The sequence below is a fragment of the Marinobacterium sp. BA1 genome (assembly GCF_041155135.1).
Classification (GTDB): Bacteria; Pseudomonadota; Gammaproteobacteria; order Pseudomonadales; family Balneatricaceae; genus Marinobacterium; species Marinobacterium iners.
On the sequence record NZ_BAAFHC010000001.1, the window covers coordinates 1,978,435 to 1,995,589 of the forward strand.

Sequence of the window (17,155 nt, forward strand, 5' to 3'; positions counted from 1 at the left end):
TCCGGGGAGATGTGCCATCACATCTCCCCACCCTCCCCACATCAATCCTCGCCCCACCTCTCTTTTCCACCCGACCTGTTCTGATACACTGGCTCCTGTCTTTTACCAACCGACCCATAGCAACCGACAGAGAAGCCGATGAAGTTTTCAGGTACCGACCGCTACGTTGCCACCGACGATCTGCAGATGGCCGTCAACGCCGCCATCACCCTGCAACGACCGCTGCTGGTCAAGGGCGAGCCCGGCACCGGCAAGACCATGCTGGCTGAAGAGCTGGCCACCGCACTGGGCAAACCTTTGCTGCGCTGGCACATCAAGTCCACCACCAAGGCTCAGCAGGGCTTGTACGATTACGATGCCGTTTCCCGCCTGCGTGATTCGCAGCTGGGTGACGATCGCGTGCATGATATTCGCAATTACATCCGCAAGGGGATGCTGTGGCAGGCGTTTGAAGCTGACGAGCAGGTCGTACTGCTGATTGATGAGATCGACAAGGCCGATATCGAGTTTCCCAACGACCTGTTGACCGAGCTCGACAAGATGGAGTTCGATGTGTACGAGACCGGTGAGCGCGTCTGTGCCCGTCAACGCCCCATCGTGATCATCACCAGTAACAACGAGAAGGAACTGCCGGATGCCTTCCTGCGCCGCTGCTTCTTCCACTACATTGCCTTTCCTGACAAGGACACTCTGCAGTCAATCGTCGATGTTCACTTCCCGCAGATTGAGCAGACGCTGGTGCGCGAGGCACTGGAAATATTCTTCCGCCTGCGCGAAGTCCCCAGTCTGAAGAAAAAACCGTCAACATCAGAGCTGATTGACTGGCTCAAGCTGCTGCTTGCTGACCGCATTCCGGCTGACGTGCTGGCCAACCAGGACCCATCCAGCGCCATGCCTCCGCTCTATGGTGCGCTGCTCAAAAACGAGCAGGATGTACACATGCTGCAGCGCCTAGCCTTCATGGCGCGCCGTGAGGCTCGCTGATGCTGATCGACCTGTTCACTCAGCTGCGCAAGGGACAGGTGCCGGTTTCCCTGCGTGAGCTGCTTGACCTGATCGGCGCACTGGAACAGCAGGTTGCCTGTCTGGATGTGAATGACTTTTACCTGCTGGCCCGCGCCTGTATGGTCAAGGACGAAAAGTACTACGACCGCTTTGACCGTGCCTTCGGGCAGTATTTTGCCGGACTGCAGGCACAGGGGGATATTACCGACGCCTTGATCCCCTCGCACTGGCTGGACAGCGAATTCATCAAGCAACTCAGTGACGAGGAAAAGGCACAGATCGAGGCACTGGGTGGTCTGGACAAGCTGCTGGACACACTGAAGCAACGCCTGGAAGAACAGGGTGAACGCCATGCCGGTGGCAACAAGTGGATCGGCACCGGCGGTACCTCTCCATTTGGTCACAGCGGCTATAACCCGGAAGGGGTTCGAATCGGTGGCGAGAGCAAACACAAACGTGCAGTGAAAGTCTGGGAGCAGCGCCAGTTCCGCAATCTGGATGACAGCGTGGAGCTGGGCACGCGCAATATCAAGGTTGCCCTACGCAAACTGCGCAAGTTCGCCCGCACCGGCGCCGCCGACCTGCTTGATCTGGATGACACCATTCGCTCAACGGCGCGCAATGCCGGCCTGCTGGATTTGAAAATGGTGCCGGAGCGGCACAACGCCGCCAAGGTACTGCTGTTTTTGGATGTAGGCGGCTCCATGGACCCGTTCATCCGCACCTGCGAAGAGCTGTTCTCGGCTGCGCGCACCGAATTCAAGCACCTGGAATACTTTTACTTTCACAACTGCGTATACGAAAAGGTCTGGCGCGACAACCGTCGCCGTTACGACGAAGCCATACCAACTCTGGATGTACTTCACACCTACGGCCGTGATTACCGGGTAATCTTTGTGGGTGATGCCGCCATGTCACCCTATGAACTGCTGGATCGCTATGGCAGCGTGGAGCACATGAACGAGGAGCCGGGGCAACTCTGGCTGCAGCGGATACTGGATACCTGGAACAAGGTAATCTGGCTGAACCCCTCATCTGAGCGCTACTGGCAGTACACCCAGAGCACGCAGATGATTCGGCAGCAGGTCGAGGGGCATATGTACCCACTGACACTGGAAGGGCTGGAGGCCGGTATCCGCTACCTTTCGCGTTGATACCGGCCGGCAGGATCAGTCGCGGGCGTGGTGTACCATGTCCTCGACCACTTCCTGCTCTTCGTGAAGATCATCATCCACCTGCTTCGACTGCGGCAGAACAAGATTCAGAATGATCGCCACCGCACCACAGAGGCTGACGCCCTGCAGGCTCAGATCGCCCTGCCCCATTGCCATGCCACCAATGCCGAACACCAGCGTGGTGGCCACAATCACCAGATTCCGTTGCTCGGCCAGATCTACATGAGCCTTGATCAGAGTGTTCATCCCCACCGCGGCAATGGAGCCGAACAGCAGGATCAGAATACCGCCCATCACCGGCGCCGGAATGGTCTGCAGCGCCATGCCAAACTTGGCAATGAACGCCAACGCAATGGCGACGATTGCGGCCCAGACCATGATCACCGGATTGAAAGCCTTGGTTAGCATCACCGCACCGGTCACTTCGGAGTAGGTCGTGTTGGGCGGGCCACCGAACAGCGAGGCCGCAGCGGTGGCAAGGCCATCGCCAAACAGGGTCCGGTGCAGCCCCGGCTTGCGCACGTAGTCCTTACCGGTCACGTTTGAGATCGCCAAGATATCGCCTACATGCTCAATGGCCGGTGCCAGCGCCACCGGGATCATGAACAGGATCGCCTGCCAATGGAACTCGGGCATCACGAATGCCGGCATGGCCACCCAGCGTGCTTCGGTGATCGGGCTGTAATCCACCATCCCACTAAAGTGGGCCACGGCGTAACCTGCCACCACACCCGACAGAATGGGCAGCAGGCGGAAGATGCCATGAGCAAACACAGCCACGATAAGGGTGGTCACCAGCGCACTCATGGAAACCAGCATCGCCTGCTCATAGGGGAACAGCTCAAGCGAACCATCCCCGCTCTTGCCCATCGCCATATTGACCGCAATCGGCGCCAGACCCAGGCCGATGATCATGATGACCGGCCCTGTTACCACTGGTGGCATGATTCGGTGCAGAAAACCGACCCCCTTGAGCTTCACCGCCAGTGCCAGCAGCATGTAGACACCACCGGCAGCCATCAGACCGCCCATCGTAGCCGCCACACCCCAGTTCTGTACTGAGTAGGTAATCGGGGCGATAAAAACAAACGAGGATGCCAGAAAGATCGGTACCGTGAGCCCGGTTACCAGATGAAACAGCAGTGTCCCGATCCCGGCGGTAAACAGCGCCACACTCGGATCCAGACCCGTCAACAACGGCATCAATACCAGCGCACCGAATGCCACGAACAGCATCTGCGATCCGGCCAGCATGGTGCGCCAATGCAATGCGCCTTTACGTTCAGGAACGGGTTGCATATTCGACTCTCCTATTTGGTGCCGAAAATCTTGTCACCGGCGTCACCCAGCCCGGGCACAATATAACCCTGCTCGTTCAGGCACTCATCCACTGACGCGGTAAATATATCCACATCCGGGTGTGCCGCCTGCACCTTTTCGATTCCTTCCGGAGCCGCTACCAGCACCAGCGCACGAATACTGCTGCAGCCGGCCTTCTTCAACAGATCAATGGTCGCGATCATGGAGCCCCCCGTGGCCAGCATCGGGTCAACGATGAGCGCCATACGTGACTCAATGTCGCTGGCCAGTTTTTCGAAATAGGTGACCGGCTGCAGCGTTTCTTCATCCCGATAAAGCCCTACCACCGAAATCTTGGCACTGGGAACCAGTTCCAGCACCCCATCCAGCATGCCAAGCCCTGCTCGCAAAATGGGTACTACGGTAATTTTCTTGCCCTTGATTCGTTGCCCCTTGACCGGACCACACCAGCCCTGCAGGGTATACTCTTCCAGCTCCAGATCCTTGGTCGCTTCGTAGGTCAGCAAGCAACCAACCTCGGCTGCCAGCTGGCGAAAGCCGCGGGTACTCTTGTTACTGGAGCGCATCAGGCTCAGCTTGTGCTGTACCAGCGGATGGTGGATTTCATGAACACTCATGGCAGGGCAACCTCATCGGCGGAGCCGCACGTTCGAACCAACGTCCGGCTTGACAAAAAATTCAGGGCAAGACTAACGAATGATCCGCCTGATGTCATCCACGCCCACGGCCTGATATTGCTCAGACAGCAAAACCTGAGTACCCTTGCTCACTTTTTTTACAATCCGGTCGCCAATGGCGGCCATTAGCCATTGCCGGAGTGGTTCCATGAGCACTATCGATTCCGAAGAGATCAAGCGCGTCTACATTGAGGCGGACCTGCTCCACAGCCAGGCCGAAGTGGAAGCGGCAATCAGCAACATGGCTGCCGACATTACCGCCGAACTTCATGACCGCGAACCGGTCATTTTTGCGGTCATGAATGGTGGTCTGGTGATTGCGGGCCAACTGCTGACCCGGCTCAACTTCCCGCTGGTGGCCAGCTACCTGCACGCCACGCGCTACCGCAACACCACATCCGGCCACGAGCTGGAATGGAAGGTGCCGCCAATGGTCGAGTTCAAGGACCGCCCGGTACTGGTAGTGGATGACATTCTGGACGAGGGCCATACCCTGGCCGAAGTGATGGACTACCTTAAGGCGGAAGGTGCTGCATCAGTACAGTGTGCCGTGCTGGTTGACAAGCGCCATGACCGCAAGGCCCGCCCGGAGTTCAAGGCCGATTTTGTAGGGATCGAGATCGAGGATCGCTACATTTTCGGCTATGGCATGGACTACAAGGGTTATTGGCGCAACGCGCCTGGCATCTTCGCAGTAAAGGGGATGTAATCTACGCTTGCCATCCCGTACTGTCTGGTTACAATGCGGGGGTACGAAGAAATTTTACAGGGTTTGCATGACGGAATTGGTCATTCTCGCGCTGTCGGCCACGGCAATTTTTACCTGGCTGCTGCGTTTGAGACGCAAATCGCTCGCCGCACGGGATAGTGCCGCTCAGCGCGACTGCGTATTCATGAGTGATGGTCGGGTTATTGCGCCGGACAAATAAGCGGTATCCGGCAATTTATCCCAGGCGATATCGACAAAACGGAGCCACAAGGCTCCGTTTTTTTATGCTCTGAACAAACACAAACCGTCAGACCTTTTCCAACTCCTCGAACAGCTGCACAAACTCCTGTGTCAGCTTGTGGGCGGGAGCCATATGGATCAAAGGTTTCGCTTCGTTATGAGATTCTTTCATCTTGACCGAGGCCGACAGCCGAGTGGTTAGCACCGGCAGCGATTCGGCCAGCAGCCCTTCAACAATCTTGCGGGGCAAGGAGGCGCGGGGCTGATACTGATTCACCACAATGCCTTCCACTTCCAACCGTTCGTTATGGTCCGCCCGCGTTTCACGCACATTATTCAGCAGGTTATAGAGTGCCTGACGCGCAAACTCATCGCAGTCAAACGGGATCAGGCAGCGTTCAGCTGCGACCAGCGCCGACAGTGTAAAGAAGTTGAACGCTGGCGGTGTATCGATATAGATGGCATCAAACACATCCCCCAGCTCATCGAGCGCATCACGCAATTTGTAGATCTTGTGCTTGCTCTCAAGTTTCGACTGCAGATCGCCCAGCTCCGGATGTGCCGGCAGAATCGACAGCCCGGCAAAGGGTGTCGGGTGAATGAAGGCTTCAGGCGCCTTGGGCTTGAGCTGGAAGCTCAGCGTCTGCTCAAAAAAACCGTAGGCATCGGTATCCGGCTGGTTGGCATTATCACCCAACAGGTAATGGGTAGAGTTGCACTGAGGGTCAAGATCAATAACCAGTGTCTTGAGTCCCCTGCTGGCACTGATCGCTGCCAAATTGACTGTAATACTGGATTTGCCAACACCACCTTTCTGATTGAATACCACTCTACGCATGAGTCTTCTCCGCTCCTAACCCTGAGCAAGCAGGTCACGCAGATCAATAATGGCTGCGTTGGCCCGTGATATATAAGACGCCATCACCAGTGAGTGATTGGCAAGAAAACCAAACTCGGTACCATTCAGCACCATTGGACTCCACAAGGTTGACTGAGTCGACTCCAGCTCACGGATGATCTGGCGCAGGCTTGCACGCGCGCCCTTGCGGTCCAATGCTTCGCCGAAATCCTGTTCGACCGCTTCGAGCAAATGCAGAAGCGCCCACGTAGTCCCCCTGGCTTCATAGAACACATTGTCTATCTCAAGCCAGGGAGTTCTGACATCAATTTCAGTATCCGACACGGTTGACTGGCGCGCCCCGGTTTCGCCTGCCAGGTCGGTATTCACACGGCGCTGGCCAACACTGGCGCTGAGCCGTTGCGACAGACTGCCGAGCCGAGTGGAAACATCGCCCAGCCAATCACGCAAATTGTCTGCACGGGCATAGAACTGGGCATTACTCTGGTTTTCATCCGACAGCCTGTCTGCATAATCCTGCAGCAGGTTGATCGCCTTGCGATACTCACCTTCAGTTGACGGCAGTATCCAGCTGTTGTTATTGAAGTGCAGCAGTGGTTCAGCCTTGGCCAGAGCCGGGTCCTCTGTCGATTGAGACTGGGACCGGCTCATGCTTTTGCGCAGTGAGCGCCCCATATCACGCATCTGTACCAGCACCCCAAACTCCCAGGCAGGCATGTTATCCAGCCAGATGCCCGGTGGCAGACGGTCATTACTCAAATATCCCCCCGGCTTGTCCAGCAGGGTATTGCCCAGAGTGATCAGCGTTGCAACCGTATGAGTACCGGTAACAGGCTTACCCGTTGTCGTCTGTGCATTTGCCTCGCGGACCACATCGAAACGGTCTGGTTCGCTGCTCCACCAGACGCCAACACCCAGTGATACCAGCAGCCAGATAATCAGCACCAGCAATACCAGCTGCAGCTTGCGCGCGGTCGCAAATCGGTCCCAGATTCCAAGCCAGATGCGCTCAAGTCGTTCCACTCGTGTCTCCTGCCATTTCATCTATTCAGGGGCCGCTGGACGCAGCCTCCATGTTGCATTGCACTATGGACAATTCGGCGGTTGCGGTCAATCGTGCAGCACGCTGACACTGAAGCGGTGATTATCACCGGCTATCGCATATATAAGGCTAACTTCGGCAAACTCGCCGCTAACAGACGAAAATCCGACAGCCAGCATAGACAGGCATTTAACTTTCATGCACACTAGTCGACCTTGGTTTTAACCCATGGCAACTGAGTTTCGACGGGGCAAATGCATGGCACATATTCTGGTTCTGAATGGTCCAAACCTGAATCTGCTCGGCACCCGAGAACCCGGCATCTATGGCTCCACCACACTTGCCGATATCGAAGCATCGATTGTCACTCAGGCCACGGCGCTGGGACATTCAGCCGAGTGTTTCCAGAGCAATGCCGAAGCCGCCCTGATCGATCGTATTCATCAGGCACCGGCACAAGGCACCGGTTTCATTATTATCAATCCGGCCGCCTTTACCCACACCAGTGTCGCACTGCGTGATGCCCTGCTGGGCGTGGGCATACCCTTTATTGAAGTGCACCTGTCCAACGTGCATGCTCGCGAGCCCTTCCGCCAGCACTCCTACCTGTCCGACAAGGCAGTAGGGGTCATCTGCGGCTTTGGTGCTGAAGGCTATCGTTTTGCCCTTGAAGCGGCTCACAGCCGTTTGCTGCAAGGCTGAACCGCAACGGACAGGTTCGTACCCCTTAACAACATTGAATTCAGAGAAGCCTTCAAAGCATGGATATTCGCAAAGTCAAAAAACTGATCGAGTTGCTGGAAGAGTCAAACATCAACGAAATCGAGATCAAGGAAGGCGAAGAGTCTGTCCGTATCAGTCGTGGCGGCAGCCAGGTAATCGCGGCCCCCGCCCAATACGCAGCACCGGCACCCGTTGCGGCTCCGGCGCCCGCTGCAGCCGCCCCGGCTCCCGAAGCACCGGCCGAGGCTGCCCCCTTGGGCCATGCCGTACGCTCACCGATGGTTGGCACTTTCTACCGCTCTCCGTCTCCCACCTCAGGACCTTTCGTTGAAGTGGGACAGAGCGTGAAAGCAGGGGATGTTATCTGCATCGTGGAAGCGATGAAGATGATGAACCAGATCGAAGCTGACAAATCCGGTGTAGTCGAAAGCATTCTGGCCGAAGATGGCCAACCGGTCGAGTTCGACCAGCCGCTGATCACCATCGCCTGATTGCTGACCAAGGATTTTCACTATGCTGGATAAAGTGCTGATTGCAAACCGTGGTGAGATCGCGCTGCGTATCCTCCGCGCCTGCAAGGAGCTGGGCATCAAGACCGTTGCCGTCCATTCGGTGGCTGACCGCGATTTGATGCATGTGCGCCTCGCCGACGAAGCCGTGTGCATCGGCCCTGCCCCGTCCACCCAGAGCTACCTCAACATTCCGGCAATCATCAGTGCCGCCGAGGTAACTGACTCTGTGGCGATTCACCCCGGCTATGGTTTTCTCGCCGAGAACGCGGACTTTGCCGAACAGGTAGAGCGTTCTGGTTTTACCTTCATTGGTCCGCGCGCCGATACCATTCGCCTGATGGGTGACAAGGTATCCGCCATCAATGCAATGAAGCTGGCGGGTGTACCAACCGTGCCGGGATCTGACGGACCCCTGCCTGACGATGCTGAAGCGGTCTACAAGATCGCCCGTCGCATCGGCTACCCGGTGATCATCAAGGCTGCAGCCGGTGGCGGTGGTCGCGGCATGCGCGTGGTGCATACCGAAGCGCATCTGGGTAACGCGGTACAGGTGACCAAATCCGAGGCCAAGGCGGCTTTCGGTGATGAAACCGTGTACATGGAAAAATTTCTCGAAAAGCCGCGCCATGTTGAAGTACAGGTACTGGCCGACGGTCAGGGCAATGCCATTCACCTGTACGACCGCGACTGCTCCATGCAGCGCCGTCACCAGAAGGTTGTCGAGGAAGCACCGGCACCGATGATTGATGAGGCCGCTCGCGCCAAGGTTCTCAAGGCCTGCGTCGACGCCTGTATCGAGATTGGTTACCGCGGTGCCGGTACCTTCGAGTTTCTGTATGAAGATGGCGAGTTCTTCTTCATCGAGATGAACACCCGCGTTCAGGTCGAGCATCCGGTGACTGAAATGGTAACCGGTGTTGATATCGTCAAGGAACAGCTGCGCATTGCAGCCGGCCTGCCTCTGTCATACAAACAGGAAGACATCAAGCTGCGCGGCCACTCCATTGAGTGCCGTCTGAACGCGGAAGACCCCAAAACCTTCATGCCCAGTCCCGGCAAGGTGACTCATTTCCATGCGGCAGGCGGTAATGGCATTCGCGTTGATTCACACCTGTACAGTGGTTACAGCGTACCGCCTCATTATGACTCACTGATCGCCAAGCTGATCACTTTTGCGGATGACCGCGAAACGGCACTGGCGCGAATGAAGAGCGCACTGGACGAAACGCTGATCGAAGGGATCAAGACCAACATTCCGCTGCATCAGGATATTGTTCGCGATACCAACTTTGCCCGTGGCGGCGTGAACATCCACTACCTTGAGAAAAAGCTCGGCCTCTGAGTCTTTCTCGACAACAGCCGGCTGAATCCGGCTGTTGTCACCCTCCCCTCTTTTTGCCTGACACTGCCAACCACCTGCCAGACACCATTGACGTGCGCTGGATCAGCAAACACCGGATTTTACCCGTCGCAGTTTTAGGACATACTACTGATATCAAACAGATGGAGTCTCTGCATGCCTTGGCTACAAATTAAAGTTGCCACTTCACCCGAGCAGGCCGAAACCTACGAGGACCTGCTGCTGGCCGCCGGCTGCGCAGCCGTCACCTATCAGGACGCCGCCGACCAACCGATTTTTGAACCTGATCTGGGAACCACGCCTCTGTGGAGCCACACCATCGTTACAGGCCTGTTCGCGGCCGAGCATGACTTGCGTGAAACATTGCAGCTACTGGCCAAGGCTCAGAAAGACGCCTTTGCCAACGCCGGCACACTGCCCGAGTTCAAGGCCGAAATTCTGGAGGACAAGGACTGGGAGCGAGAGTGGATGGATCACTACCATCCAATGCAGTTCGGTCAGCGCCTTTGGGTATGCCCCAGTTGGCGCGAAGCACCCGAGCCTGATGCCGTCAACCTGATGCTTGACCCGGGCCTTGCCTTCGGTACCGGCACCCACCCAACAACCGCGCTTTGTCTCGAATGGCTCGATGGGCAGGAACTGAACGGAGCGCAGGTGATCGACTACGGCTGCGGCAGCGGCATTCTGGGCATTGCCGCCCTGCTGCTCGGAGCGCGCCACGTCATGGCCGTGGATATAGACCCTCAGGCACTCACCGCCACCGCTGACAACCTGGCCCGCAACCAGCTGCCAACAGAGCGACTCAACGCCTATCTGCCCCTTAATGCTCCCAAGCTGCAGGCGGATGTTCTGGTAGCCAATATTCTGGCAGGCCCTCTGTGTGAGCTGGCCCCAACGCTTGCCGAGCGCGTTTGCCCGGGAGGACGCATCCTGCTGTCTGGCCTGTTATCGCAGCAGGCAGATGAGCTAATATCCACTTACAGTCAGTGGTTTGAAATGGATGCACCGGGTGAACGCGAGGGCTGGATCCGCCTCAGTGGTACCCGCAAGCAGGAGAGCTGATCCTTGATCATAACGCGCTGCCCCAACTGTCATGCCCGCTTTCGCGTGACCGAAGGCCAGCTCAAGCTGGCCGAGGGGCAGGTGCGCTGTGGTGCCTGCCTGAGAGTTTTCAGCGCCCCCCAACACGAAGTCAGCTCGTTCAAGCCCGAGCAAAACAGCCCCGCCGACGAACACCTTGAAACCTCTATCAAGGCTGTAAATGAGCCTTCAGCTCCGCCGCCTTCAAAGGCACGCCCGGATACCACTTCCGCTTCGACTGATATTCCGATTGCTGCAGCCGAACCTGTCAAGGCACCGCCCCCTGCCGGTATCGATGCAGATCAAGCTCGTGCAGGAAGCACGGCCGCCCTGCCGCTGATCGCGGAGCCGCTTCAGTTGGCCAAAGTCGAGGACGAACGCAATCCGATTACCACCGCCTTCCTGCTGCTGGGTATTTTGCTGACACTGGCTGTATTTCTGTCGCAGCTGATCTGGTTTGAGCGTGCTCGACTGGCTCAATACCCGCAGCTACAGAGTATTTACTCCATGTTGTGTCATCAGATCAGCTGTGATCTCGACAGTGCCCATGCGCTGAGTCAGATCCGAAACCACAGCCTGCATGTTCAACCTCACCCACGCTTCGCCGATGCACTTAAAGTTTCCATCGTACTCGAAAACATGGCCCCCTTTCCCCAGCCATGGCCGGCGCTTCAGCTGCGCTTTACAGACTTGAAAGGACGAGAAGTGGCTAAACGCACGTTTCAGCCAGGCGAATACCTTGATACCCGCAGCCTGTCCACTGAACAGATGATGCCTGGCCAACCGATGCAGATCGAGCTGGAACTTGCTTCACCAGGACGCCGTGGTGTCAGTTATGAGCTGTCCCTGCTGGCCCCGACTCACGAGCCCTGAAAACAGATCATTTTTTCATCAGAAACGGTTGGACGCAGCAAGCCGAAGGAGTATCATTGGCCGCCTTCCGAAAGTAAGCCCCCGGTTTGCCGCAACTGCAGCAAACGTGAGTTTCCTTTATCTTTCTGACAGGACGCAGCATGTTCAGGATCGGCCCATACAGCATTGACAGTCGGGTGATTCTGGCCCCCATGGCCGGGGTGACGGACCGCCCGTTCCGGCAGCTGTGTCGCCGCCTGGGTGCCGGACTCGCCGTGTCCGAAATGGTCACATCCGACAGCCGTCTCTGGCACACTCGAAAATCCAGCCTGCGTCTTGATCACACGGGTGAACCCGAGCCGCGTTCTGTTCAGATTGCCGGCGGTGATCCCGATATGTTGGCTGAGGCTGCTCGTTTGAATGTCGCGAACGGTGCTCAGATCATCGACATCAACATGGGCTGCCCCGCCAAAAAGGTATGCAACAAGGCCGCAGGCTCTGCTCTGCTGCGGGACGAGCCACTGGTACAGGATATACTGCAGGCAGTTACCGCAGCCGTAGACGTACCGGTTACGCTCAAGATCCGCACAGGCTGGTGCCCAGACACCCGCAACGCGATTCGCATTGGCCGCCTTGCCGAGCAATCCGGCATTGCGGCACTGGCCATTCACGGTCGCACTCGGGCCGATGGCTATCGCGGAGAGGCCGAGTACAGCACTATCGCCCGAGTACGTGACGAAGTCAGTATACCGTTGTTTGCCAATGGTGATATCGACTCGCCACTCAAGGCACGGCAGGTACTCGAGCTGACCGGTGCTGATGCAGTGATGATTGGCCGTGCGGCACAGGGACGCCCCTGGCTGCCCGGCCAGATTGATCATTTTCTGCGCACAGGCACGGAACGCCCTGACCCATCTGCCCAAGAGCAAGAGCAGATTTTGACCGAGCACCTGCTGGCACTGTATGCGTTCTACGGCGACTATCTAGGCGTCAGGATCGCACGCAAGCATGTGGGCTGGTATCTGCAAACAGCAGAGGGCAACCGGGACTTTCGGCAAGATTTCAATCAACTAGAAACAGCACATGATCAGGTGAGTGCCGTGGCCGCTTTTTTTGCGTCCCGGCTGGCAGCCGCCTGATCCCTGGATTGGGTACAGAAGTACAGTGGATACCAAAGACTTGAAACAGACTAAACCCGGCACACAGACGCAGATCCCCCAACAGACCCTGCGTGACACCGTGCACCAGTCACTGACCAGCTATTTCAAACAGCTGGACGGCCAGCCTGTTACCGATGTCTATCAGATGGTTCTGTCCGAAATCGAGGCACCGCTGTTCGAGAGCGTGATGGCCTACACCAAGGACAATCAGACCAAGGCGTCAGAGGTACTGGGCCTCAACCGTGGCACCCTGCGCAAGAAGCTCAAGCAGTACGGTCTGCTGTAACTGAATTCATTTCGAACTGGAACGCTTACCATGTCTGAACAGAACACCAAAGCCGTCCGTCGCGCCCTGATCAGCGTGTCTGACAAGACCGGCATCGTTGACTTTGCTCGTGCACTCAGTGCCGAAGGCGTCGAGATCCTGTCCACTGGCGGCACCTACAAACTGCTGTGTGACAACAATATCCCGGCGATTGAAGTCTCGGATTACACTGGCTTCCCTGAAATGATGGATGGTCGCGTCAAGACCCTGCACCCCAAAGTGCATGGCGGCATTCTGGGCCGTCGTGGCACCGATGATGCCATCATGAGCGAGCACGGCATTCAGCCGATCGACATGGTTGTGGTTAACCTTTACCCGTTCGCCGCTACCATCGCCCGCCCTGACTGCGATTTGCCTATGGCTATCGAAAATATCGATATCGGTGGCCCGACCATGGTGCGTTCCGCCGCCAAGAACCACAAGGATGTTGCCATCGTCGTCAATGCATCCGACTACGACAGCATTATCGCTGAGCTGAAATCTGACAACGGCCTCGGCTTCAAAACCCGCTTCGATCTGGCTGTGAAAGCATTTGAACACACCGCTGCCTACGACGGCATGATCGCCAACTATCTGGGCGCCATCGTCGAAGGCGACGAGGAGATGCCGGCCGACTTCCCACGCACCTTCAACACCCAGTTCATCAAGGCACAGGACATGCGCTACGGCGAGAACCCGCACCAGCGTGCGGCCTTCTACGTTGAAGCCAACCCCGGCGAAGCCAGCGTGGCAACCGCCCGTCAACTGCAGGGCAAAGAACTGTCGTTCAACAACGTGGCCGATACCGATGCAGCACTGGAATGTGTCAAACCGTTCCAGGAACCGGCCTGCGTCATTGTCAAGCACGCCAACCCCTGTGGAGTTGCTGTCGGCAACGATATTCTGGAAGCCTACAATCGTGCCTTCCAGACTGACCCCACTTCAGCGTTTGGGGGCATCATCGCGTTCAACCGCGAGCTGGATGGCAAGACTGCCCAGGCGATCGTTGACCGCCAGTTTGTGGAAGTGATCATCGCCCCGAGCGTGACACAGGAGGCCTCTGACATTGTCGCCGCCAAACCCAACGTGCGCCTGCTCGAATGCGGCCAGTGGGATAAAGAACGCAAACACAGCTTCGACTACAAGCGTGTTAACGGCGGCCTGCTGGTGCAGGACCAGGATCTGGGCATGATCGACGCCTCTCAGCTGAAGATCGTCACCCAGCGCCAGCCCACCGAACAGGAGATCCGTGACCTGTTGTTCTGCTGGGAAGTGGCCAAGTACGTCAAATCCAACGCCATCGTCTACGCCAAGAACGGCCAGACCATTGGCATTGGCGCCGGTCAGATGAGTCGCGTATATTCTGCCAAAATCGCCGGCATCAAGGCCGCTGACGAAGGCCTGGAAGTGCCGGGCTCCGTTATGGCGTCTGATGCGTTCTTCCCGTTCCGTGATGGCATAGATGCTGCTGCAGCGGCGGGTATCACTGCAGTGATCCAGCCCGGCGGCTCCATGCGCGATCAGGAAGTGATCGACGCTGCCGATGAGCACGGCCTTGCCATGGTATTCACCGGCATGCGTCACTTCCGTCACTAAACAAGGGGAATCGAACATGAATATTCTGGTTATCGGTTCCGGCGGTCGCGAGCACGCACTGGCCTGGACTGCGGCTAAAGATCCTGCAGTTGAATGCGTGTTTGTCGCTCCCGGCAACGCCGGTACGGCCATTGAGCCCAAGCTGGAGAATGTGGATATCGACGTGATGCAGATCGATGCACTGGTCAACTTCGCCCGCGACAACGCGGTAGCGCTGACCATCGTCGGTCCTGAGGCACCGCTGGTAGCCGGCATCGTTGATCGTTTCCGCGCAGCGGGTCTTGCGATCTTTGGTCCGACCGCCGGTGCGGCTCAGCTCGAAGGTTCCAAGGCGTTCACCAAGGACTTCCTGGCACGTCATGAGATTCCGACGGCGGAGTATCAAAACTTCACCGAGATCGAACCTGCGCTGGCCTATGTGCGCGAGAAAGGCGCCCCGATCGTGGTCAAGGCCGACGGCCTGGCTGCCGGCAAGGGCGTCATCGTGGCGATGACCCTGCAGGAAGCTGAAGACGCCATTCGTGACATGCTGGCCGGCAACGCCTTCGGTGATGCAGGCAGCCGCGTAGTAGTTGAAGAGTTCCTCGATGGGGAGGAAGCTTCCTATATCGTGATGGTCGACGGCGACAATGTGCTGCCGATGGCCACCAGCCAAGACCACAAACGTGTTGGCGATGGCGACACCGGTCTGAATACCGGCGGTATGGGTGCCTACTCTCCGGCACCGGTAGTAACCGCCGAGATCGATCAGCGTGTAATGGACGAAGTGATCATGCCGACCGTGAACGGTATGAAGGCGGAAGACAACGAGTATACCGGCTTCCTGTATGCCGGCCTGATGATAATGGCCGACGGTACACCTAAGGTAATCGAGTACAACTGCCGTTTCGGTGATCCCGAAACCCAGCCAATCATGCTGCGCCTCAAGTCTTCACTGGTAGAACTGTGCCAGGCGGCGCTCGACAGGAAGCTGAACCAGACCACTGCCGAATGGGATGAGCGCAAGTCCGTTGGGGTCGTCATGGCGGCTGGCGGCTACCCGGGCGACTACGCCAAGGGCGATGTGATCAGCCTGCCGGAATCATGCCCGGAAGGCAGCAAGATATTCCACGCCGGCACCCAGCTGGATGACAAGGGCCATGTGGTCACAGCCGGGGGGCGTGTGCTCTGTGTCACCGCACTGGGTGACAGTGTGACTGAGGCTCAACAATGCGCCTACGCACTGCTGAAGCAGGTCAGCTGGAAGGATGCCTACTTCCGTACCGATATCGCTTACCGCGCGATTGCACGCGAAAACACCTGATATTTCACGCCAATGTTTCAACAGCCGCCTTCGGGCGGCTGTTTGCGTTGCAGAGGTTTTATAACGATGAGTACAGAGATCTGGATTGCACTGCTGGGCACCGCCCTGCTGATCAGCCTGTCTCCCGGTGCCAGTGCCGCCACCGCCATGGGCGCAGGTCTGACCTATGGTGTCCGCGGCGCCTGCTGGAGTACGCTTGGGCTTGTCAGCGGCTATGGCGTACAGATTATGGTGGTATCTCTTGGGCTTGGCAGTCTGATTGCCACCTCACCGGAGCTGTTTTCCATCCTTAAATGGATCGGTGTAGTGTATCTTATCTGGCTCGGAATCCGTTTCTGGAGACAGCGCGCATCAGGTGAGGTGGAGTCGCTTGCGTTTGCGCCTCGTCACAGCCGCTTCCTGCAGGCGTTGCTGGTCAACATTACCAACCCAAAAGGTCTGGTTTTTCTGCTCGCGCTGATCCCCCAGTTCATCGATCCCACCCTGCCGCAGCTGCCCCAGTTAATTACTATTAGTGCTACACTGATGGCAACCGAAGCCTGCATCATGACCGGATACAGTGGCTTGGCATCGGGCCTGCGGCAGCAGTTCGCTCACCCCATGGCCATGATCTGGCAGCAGCGGCTGGCGGGCAGTGCACTGATCGCCGCGGGACTGGCACTTTCGGTGGCCACTCTCTGATTTAATGGAACGACCGGCATGACAGGATGGCAACAGATACTGACTGGGCTAGGCCTGCTGGCTCTGCTCTCGGGATGCAGTCTGATGAAACGACATGACTCCCCTGAGCAGAGTGGCTACTGCCTACGGGCTGGACAGGAGCAGGCATTCGATTGCTCAGCACCTGCCCTGGAGGTAAACCAGGTACGTGACCCTCTGCAACCCCGCACCCACTTTACGGATGAAGAGCTGTTCTCCCTTCTGTCGGAGGTTAAACGCTGGCTGGAACGTGAGCGACTGATCGCAGCCGGCGAGCCCGTCCCACCCCACCTGTTGCCCCAAGAGGCACCAGCCGCACCACCTGCCCCCGTCTCACCGACCGGTTCACCTCTCTGGCCGCGTGTACTGGAAGCGCTTTCGCACTGATTCTTCGCACTGCAACACGGATCCAATTCATCCTTGCCGATCGCTCTGTCATCGGGCCTGAAAGTGTCTTTGTGCATCTGCACATGCCGCACCCAATCACTCTAAATCACTGATCCTCAAGCTGTACTTTGCCCAGAGCTGTGCTATTCAGA

The 17,155-nt window shown here is 57.4% G+C and carries 19 protein-coding genes; 15 read left to right on the forward strand and 4 right to left on the reverse strand.

Features of this window, described 5'->3' with window-relative positions; genetic code table 11:
* The first annotated feature begins 138 nt into the window (after positions 1–138).
* The gene (locus tag ACAM29_RS09570; RefSeq protein ID WP_369623980.1) at positions 139–984 is read left to right on the forward strand and encodes an AAA family ATPase; all 846 of its coding nucleotides are present in this window, start codon (positions 139–141) and stop codon (positions 982–984) included.
* Entirely contained in the window at positions 984–2,159 is a 1,176-nt protein-coding gene (locus ACAM29_RS09575; protein WP_369623981.1) for a VWA domain-containing protein, read from the forward strand. The genes ACAM29_RS09570 and ACAM29_RS09575 overlap by 1 nt, the downstream gene beginning before the upstream one ends.
* 15 nt (positions 2,160–2,174) lie before the next feature.
* Here ACAM29_RS09575 and ACAM29_RS09580 read toward each other — a convergent pair whose 3' ends face one another.
* Positions 2,175–3,479, reverse strand: coding sequence for a uracil-xanthine permease family protein (locus ACAM29_RS09580; protein ID WP_354407685.1), 1,305 nt, complete (start codon positions 3,477–3,479; stop codon positions 2,175–2,177).
* An 11-nt stretch (positions 3,480–3,490) separates the two neighbouring features.
* Positions 3,491–4,117, reverse strand: coding sequence for a uracil phosphoribosyltransferase (gene upp, locus ACAM29_RS09585; protein WP_091825354.1), 627 nt, complete (start codon positions 4,115–4,117; stop codon positions 3,491–3,493).
* A 208-nt stretch (positions 4,118–4,325) separates the two neighbouring features.
* On the opposite strand from upp, the gene ACAM29_RS09590 reads away from it, so the two are divergent.
* Positions 4,326–4,886: a hypoxanthine-guanine phosphoribosyltransferase gene (locus ACAM29_RS09590; RefSeq protein ID WP_091825351.1), complete on the forward strand. Its 561-nt coding sequence runs from the start codon at positions 4,326–4,328 to the stop codon at positions 4,884–4,886.
* Positions 4,887–4,953: 67 nt separating this feature from the next.
* A complete protein-coding gene (locus ACAM29_RS09595; protein ID WP_175527616.1) occupies positions 4,954–5,106 on the forward strand; it encodes a hypothetical protein in 153 nt (50 codons plus the stop codon).
* Positions 5,107–5,193: 87 nt separating this feature from the next.
* Here ACAM29_RS09595 and ACAM29_RS09600 read toward each other — a convergent pair whose 3' ends face one another.
* The gene (locus ACAM29_RS09600) at positions 5,194–5,964 is read right to left on the reverse strand and encodes a ParA family protein (RefSeq protein WP_369623982.1); all 771 of its coding nucleotides are present in this window, start codon (positions 5,962–5,964) and stop codon (positions 5,194–5,196) included.
* A gap of 15 nt (positions 5,965–5,979) precedes the next feature.
* On the reverse strand, positions 5,980–7,008 hold the full coding sequence (locus tag ACAM29_RS09605; RefSeq protein WP_091825346.1) for a DUF2333 family protein: 1,029 nt from the start codon (positions 7,006–7,008) through the stop codon (positions 5,980–5,982).
* A gap of 277 nt (positions 7,009–7,285) precedes the next feature.
* Between ACAM29_RS09605 and aroQ the strand changes: the two genes are divergently transcribed.
* From aroQ to ACAM29_RS09660, 11 genes are all read left to right on the forward strand, one after another.
* Positions 7,286–7,729 carry a type II 3-dehydroquinate dehydratase gene (gene aroQ / locus ACAM29_RS09610; RefSeq protein WP_091825343.1) on the forward strand — a complete coding sequence of 148 codons (444 nt, stop codon included), beginning with the start codon at positions 7,286–7,288 and terminating at the stop codon, positions 7,727–7,729.
* Positions 7,730–7,788: 59 nt separating this feature from the next.
* Complete coding sequence (accB, locus tag ACAM29_RS09615; RefSeq protein WP_354407668.1) at positions 7,789–8,241, forward strand: acetyl-CoA carboxylase biotin carboxyl carrier protein; 453 nt, start codon at positions 7,789–7,791, stop codon at positions 8,239–8,241.
* Between the two features lie 22 nt (positions 8,242–8,263).
* A complete protein-coding gene (accC, locus tag ACAM29_RS09620; RefSeq protein ID WP_091825338.1) occupies positions 8,264–9,604 on the forward strand; it encodes an acetyl-CoA carboxylase biotin carboxylase subunit in 1,341 nt (446 codons plus the stop codon).
* 174 nt (positions 9,605–9,778) lie between these two features.
* The gene (gene prmA / locus ACAM29_RS09625) at positions 9,779–10,684 is read left to right on the forward strand and encodes a 50S ribosomal protein L11 methyltransferase (RefSeq protein ID WP_206840355.1); all 906 of its coding nucleotides are present in this window, start codon (positions 9,779–9,781) and stop codon (positions 10,682–10,684) included.
* A gap of 3 nt (positions 10,685–10,687) precedes the next feature.
* A complete protein-coding gene (locus ACAM29_RS09630; protein WP_369623983.1) occupies positions 10,688–11,575 on the forward strand; it encodes a DUF3426 domain-containing protein in 888 nt (295 codons plus the stop codon).
* A gap of 140 nt (positions 11,576–11,715) precedes the next feature.
* Positions 11,716–12,693: a tRNA dihydrouridine synthase DusB gene (gene dusB / locus ACAM29_RS09635; RefSeq protein WP_369623984.1), complete on the forward strand. Its 978-nt coding sequence runs from the start codon at positions 11,716–11,718 to the stop codon at positions 12,691–12,693.
* A 25-nt stretch (positions 12,694–12,718) separates the two neighbouring features.
* A complete protein-coding gene (gene fis, locus ACAM29_RS09640) occupies positions 12,719–13,000 on the forward strand; it encodes a DNA-binding transcriptional regulator Fis (RefSeq protein WP_091825326.1) in 282 nt (93 codons plus the stop codon).
* Between the two features lie 30 nt (positions 13,001–13,030).
* Entirely contained in the window at positions 13,031–14,614 is a 1,584-nt protein-coding gene (gene purH / locus ACAM29_RS09645) for a bifunctional phosphoribosylaminoimidazolecarboxamide formyltransferase/IMP cyclohydrolase (protein WP_091825323.1), read from the forward strand.
* A 16-nt stretch (positions 14,615–14,630) separates the two neighbouring features.
* On the forward strand, positions 14,631–15,917 hold the full coding sequence (gene purD, locus ACAM29_RS09650) for a phosphoribosylamine--glycine ligase (RefSeq protein WP_369623985.1): 1,287 nt from the start codon (positions 14,631–14,633) through the stop codon (positions 15,915–15,917).
* A 66-nt stretch (positions 15,918–15,983) separates the two neighbouring features.
* Complete coding sequence (locus ACAM29_RS09655; protein ID WP_369623986.1) at positions 15,984–16,598, forward strand: LysE family transporter; 615 nt, start codon at positions 15,984–15,986, stop codon at positions 16,596–16,598.
* An 18-nt stretch (positions 16,599–16,616) separates the two neighbouring features.
* On the forward strand, positions 16,617–17,003 hold the full coding sequence (locus ACAM29_RS09660; protein WP_369623987.1) for a hypothetical protein: 387 nt from the start codon (positions 16,617–16,619) through the stop codon (positions 17,001–17,003).
* Positions 17,004–17,155 lie beyond the last annotated feature (152 nt).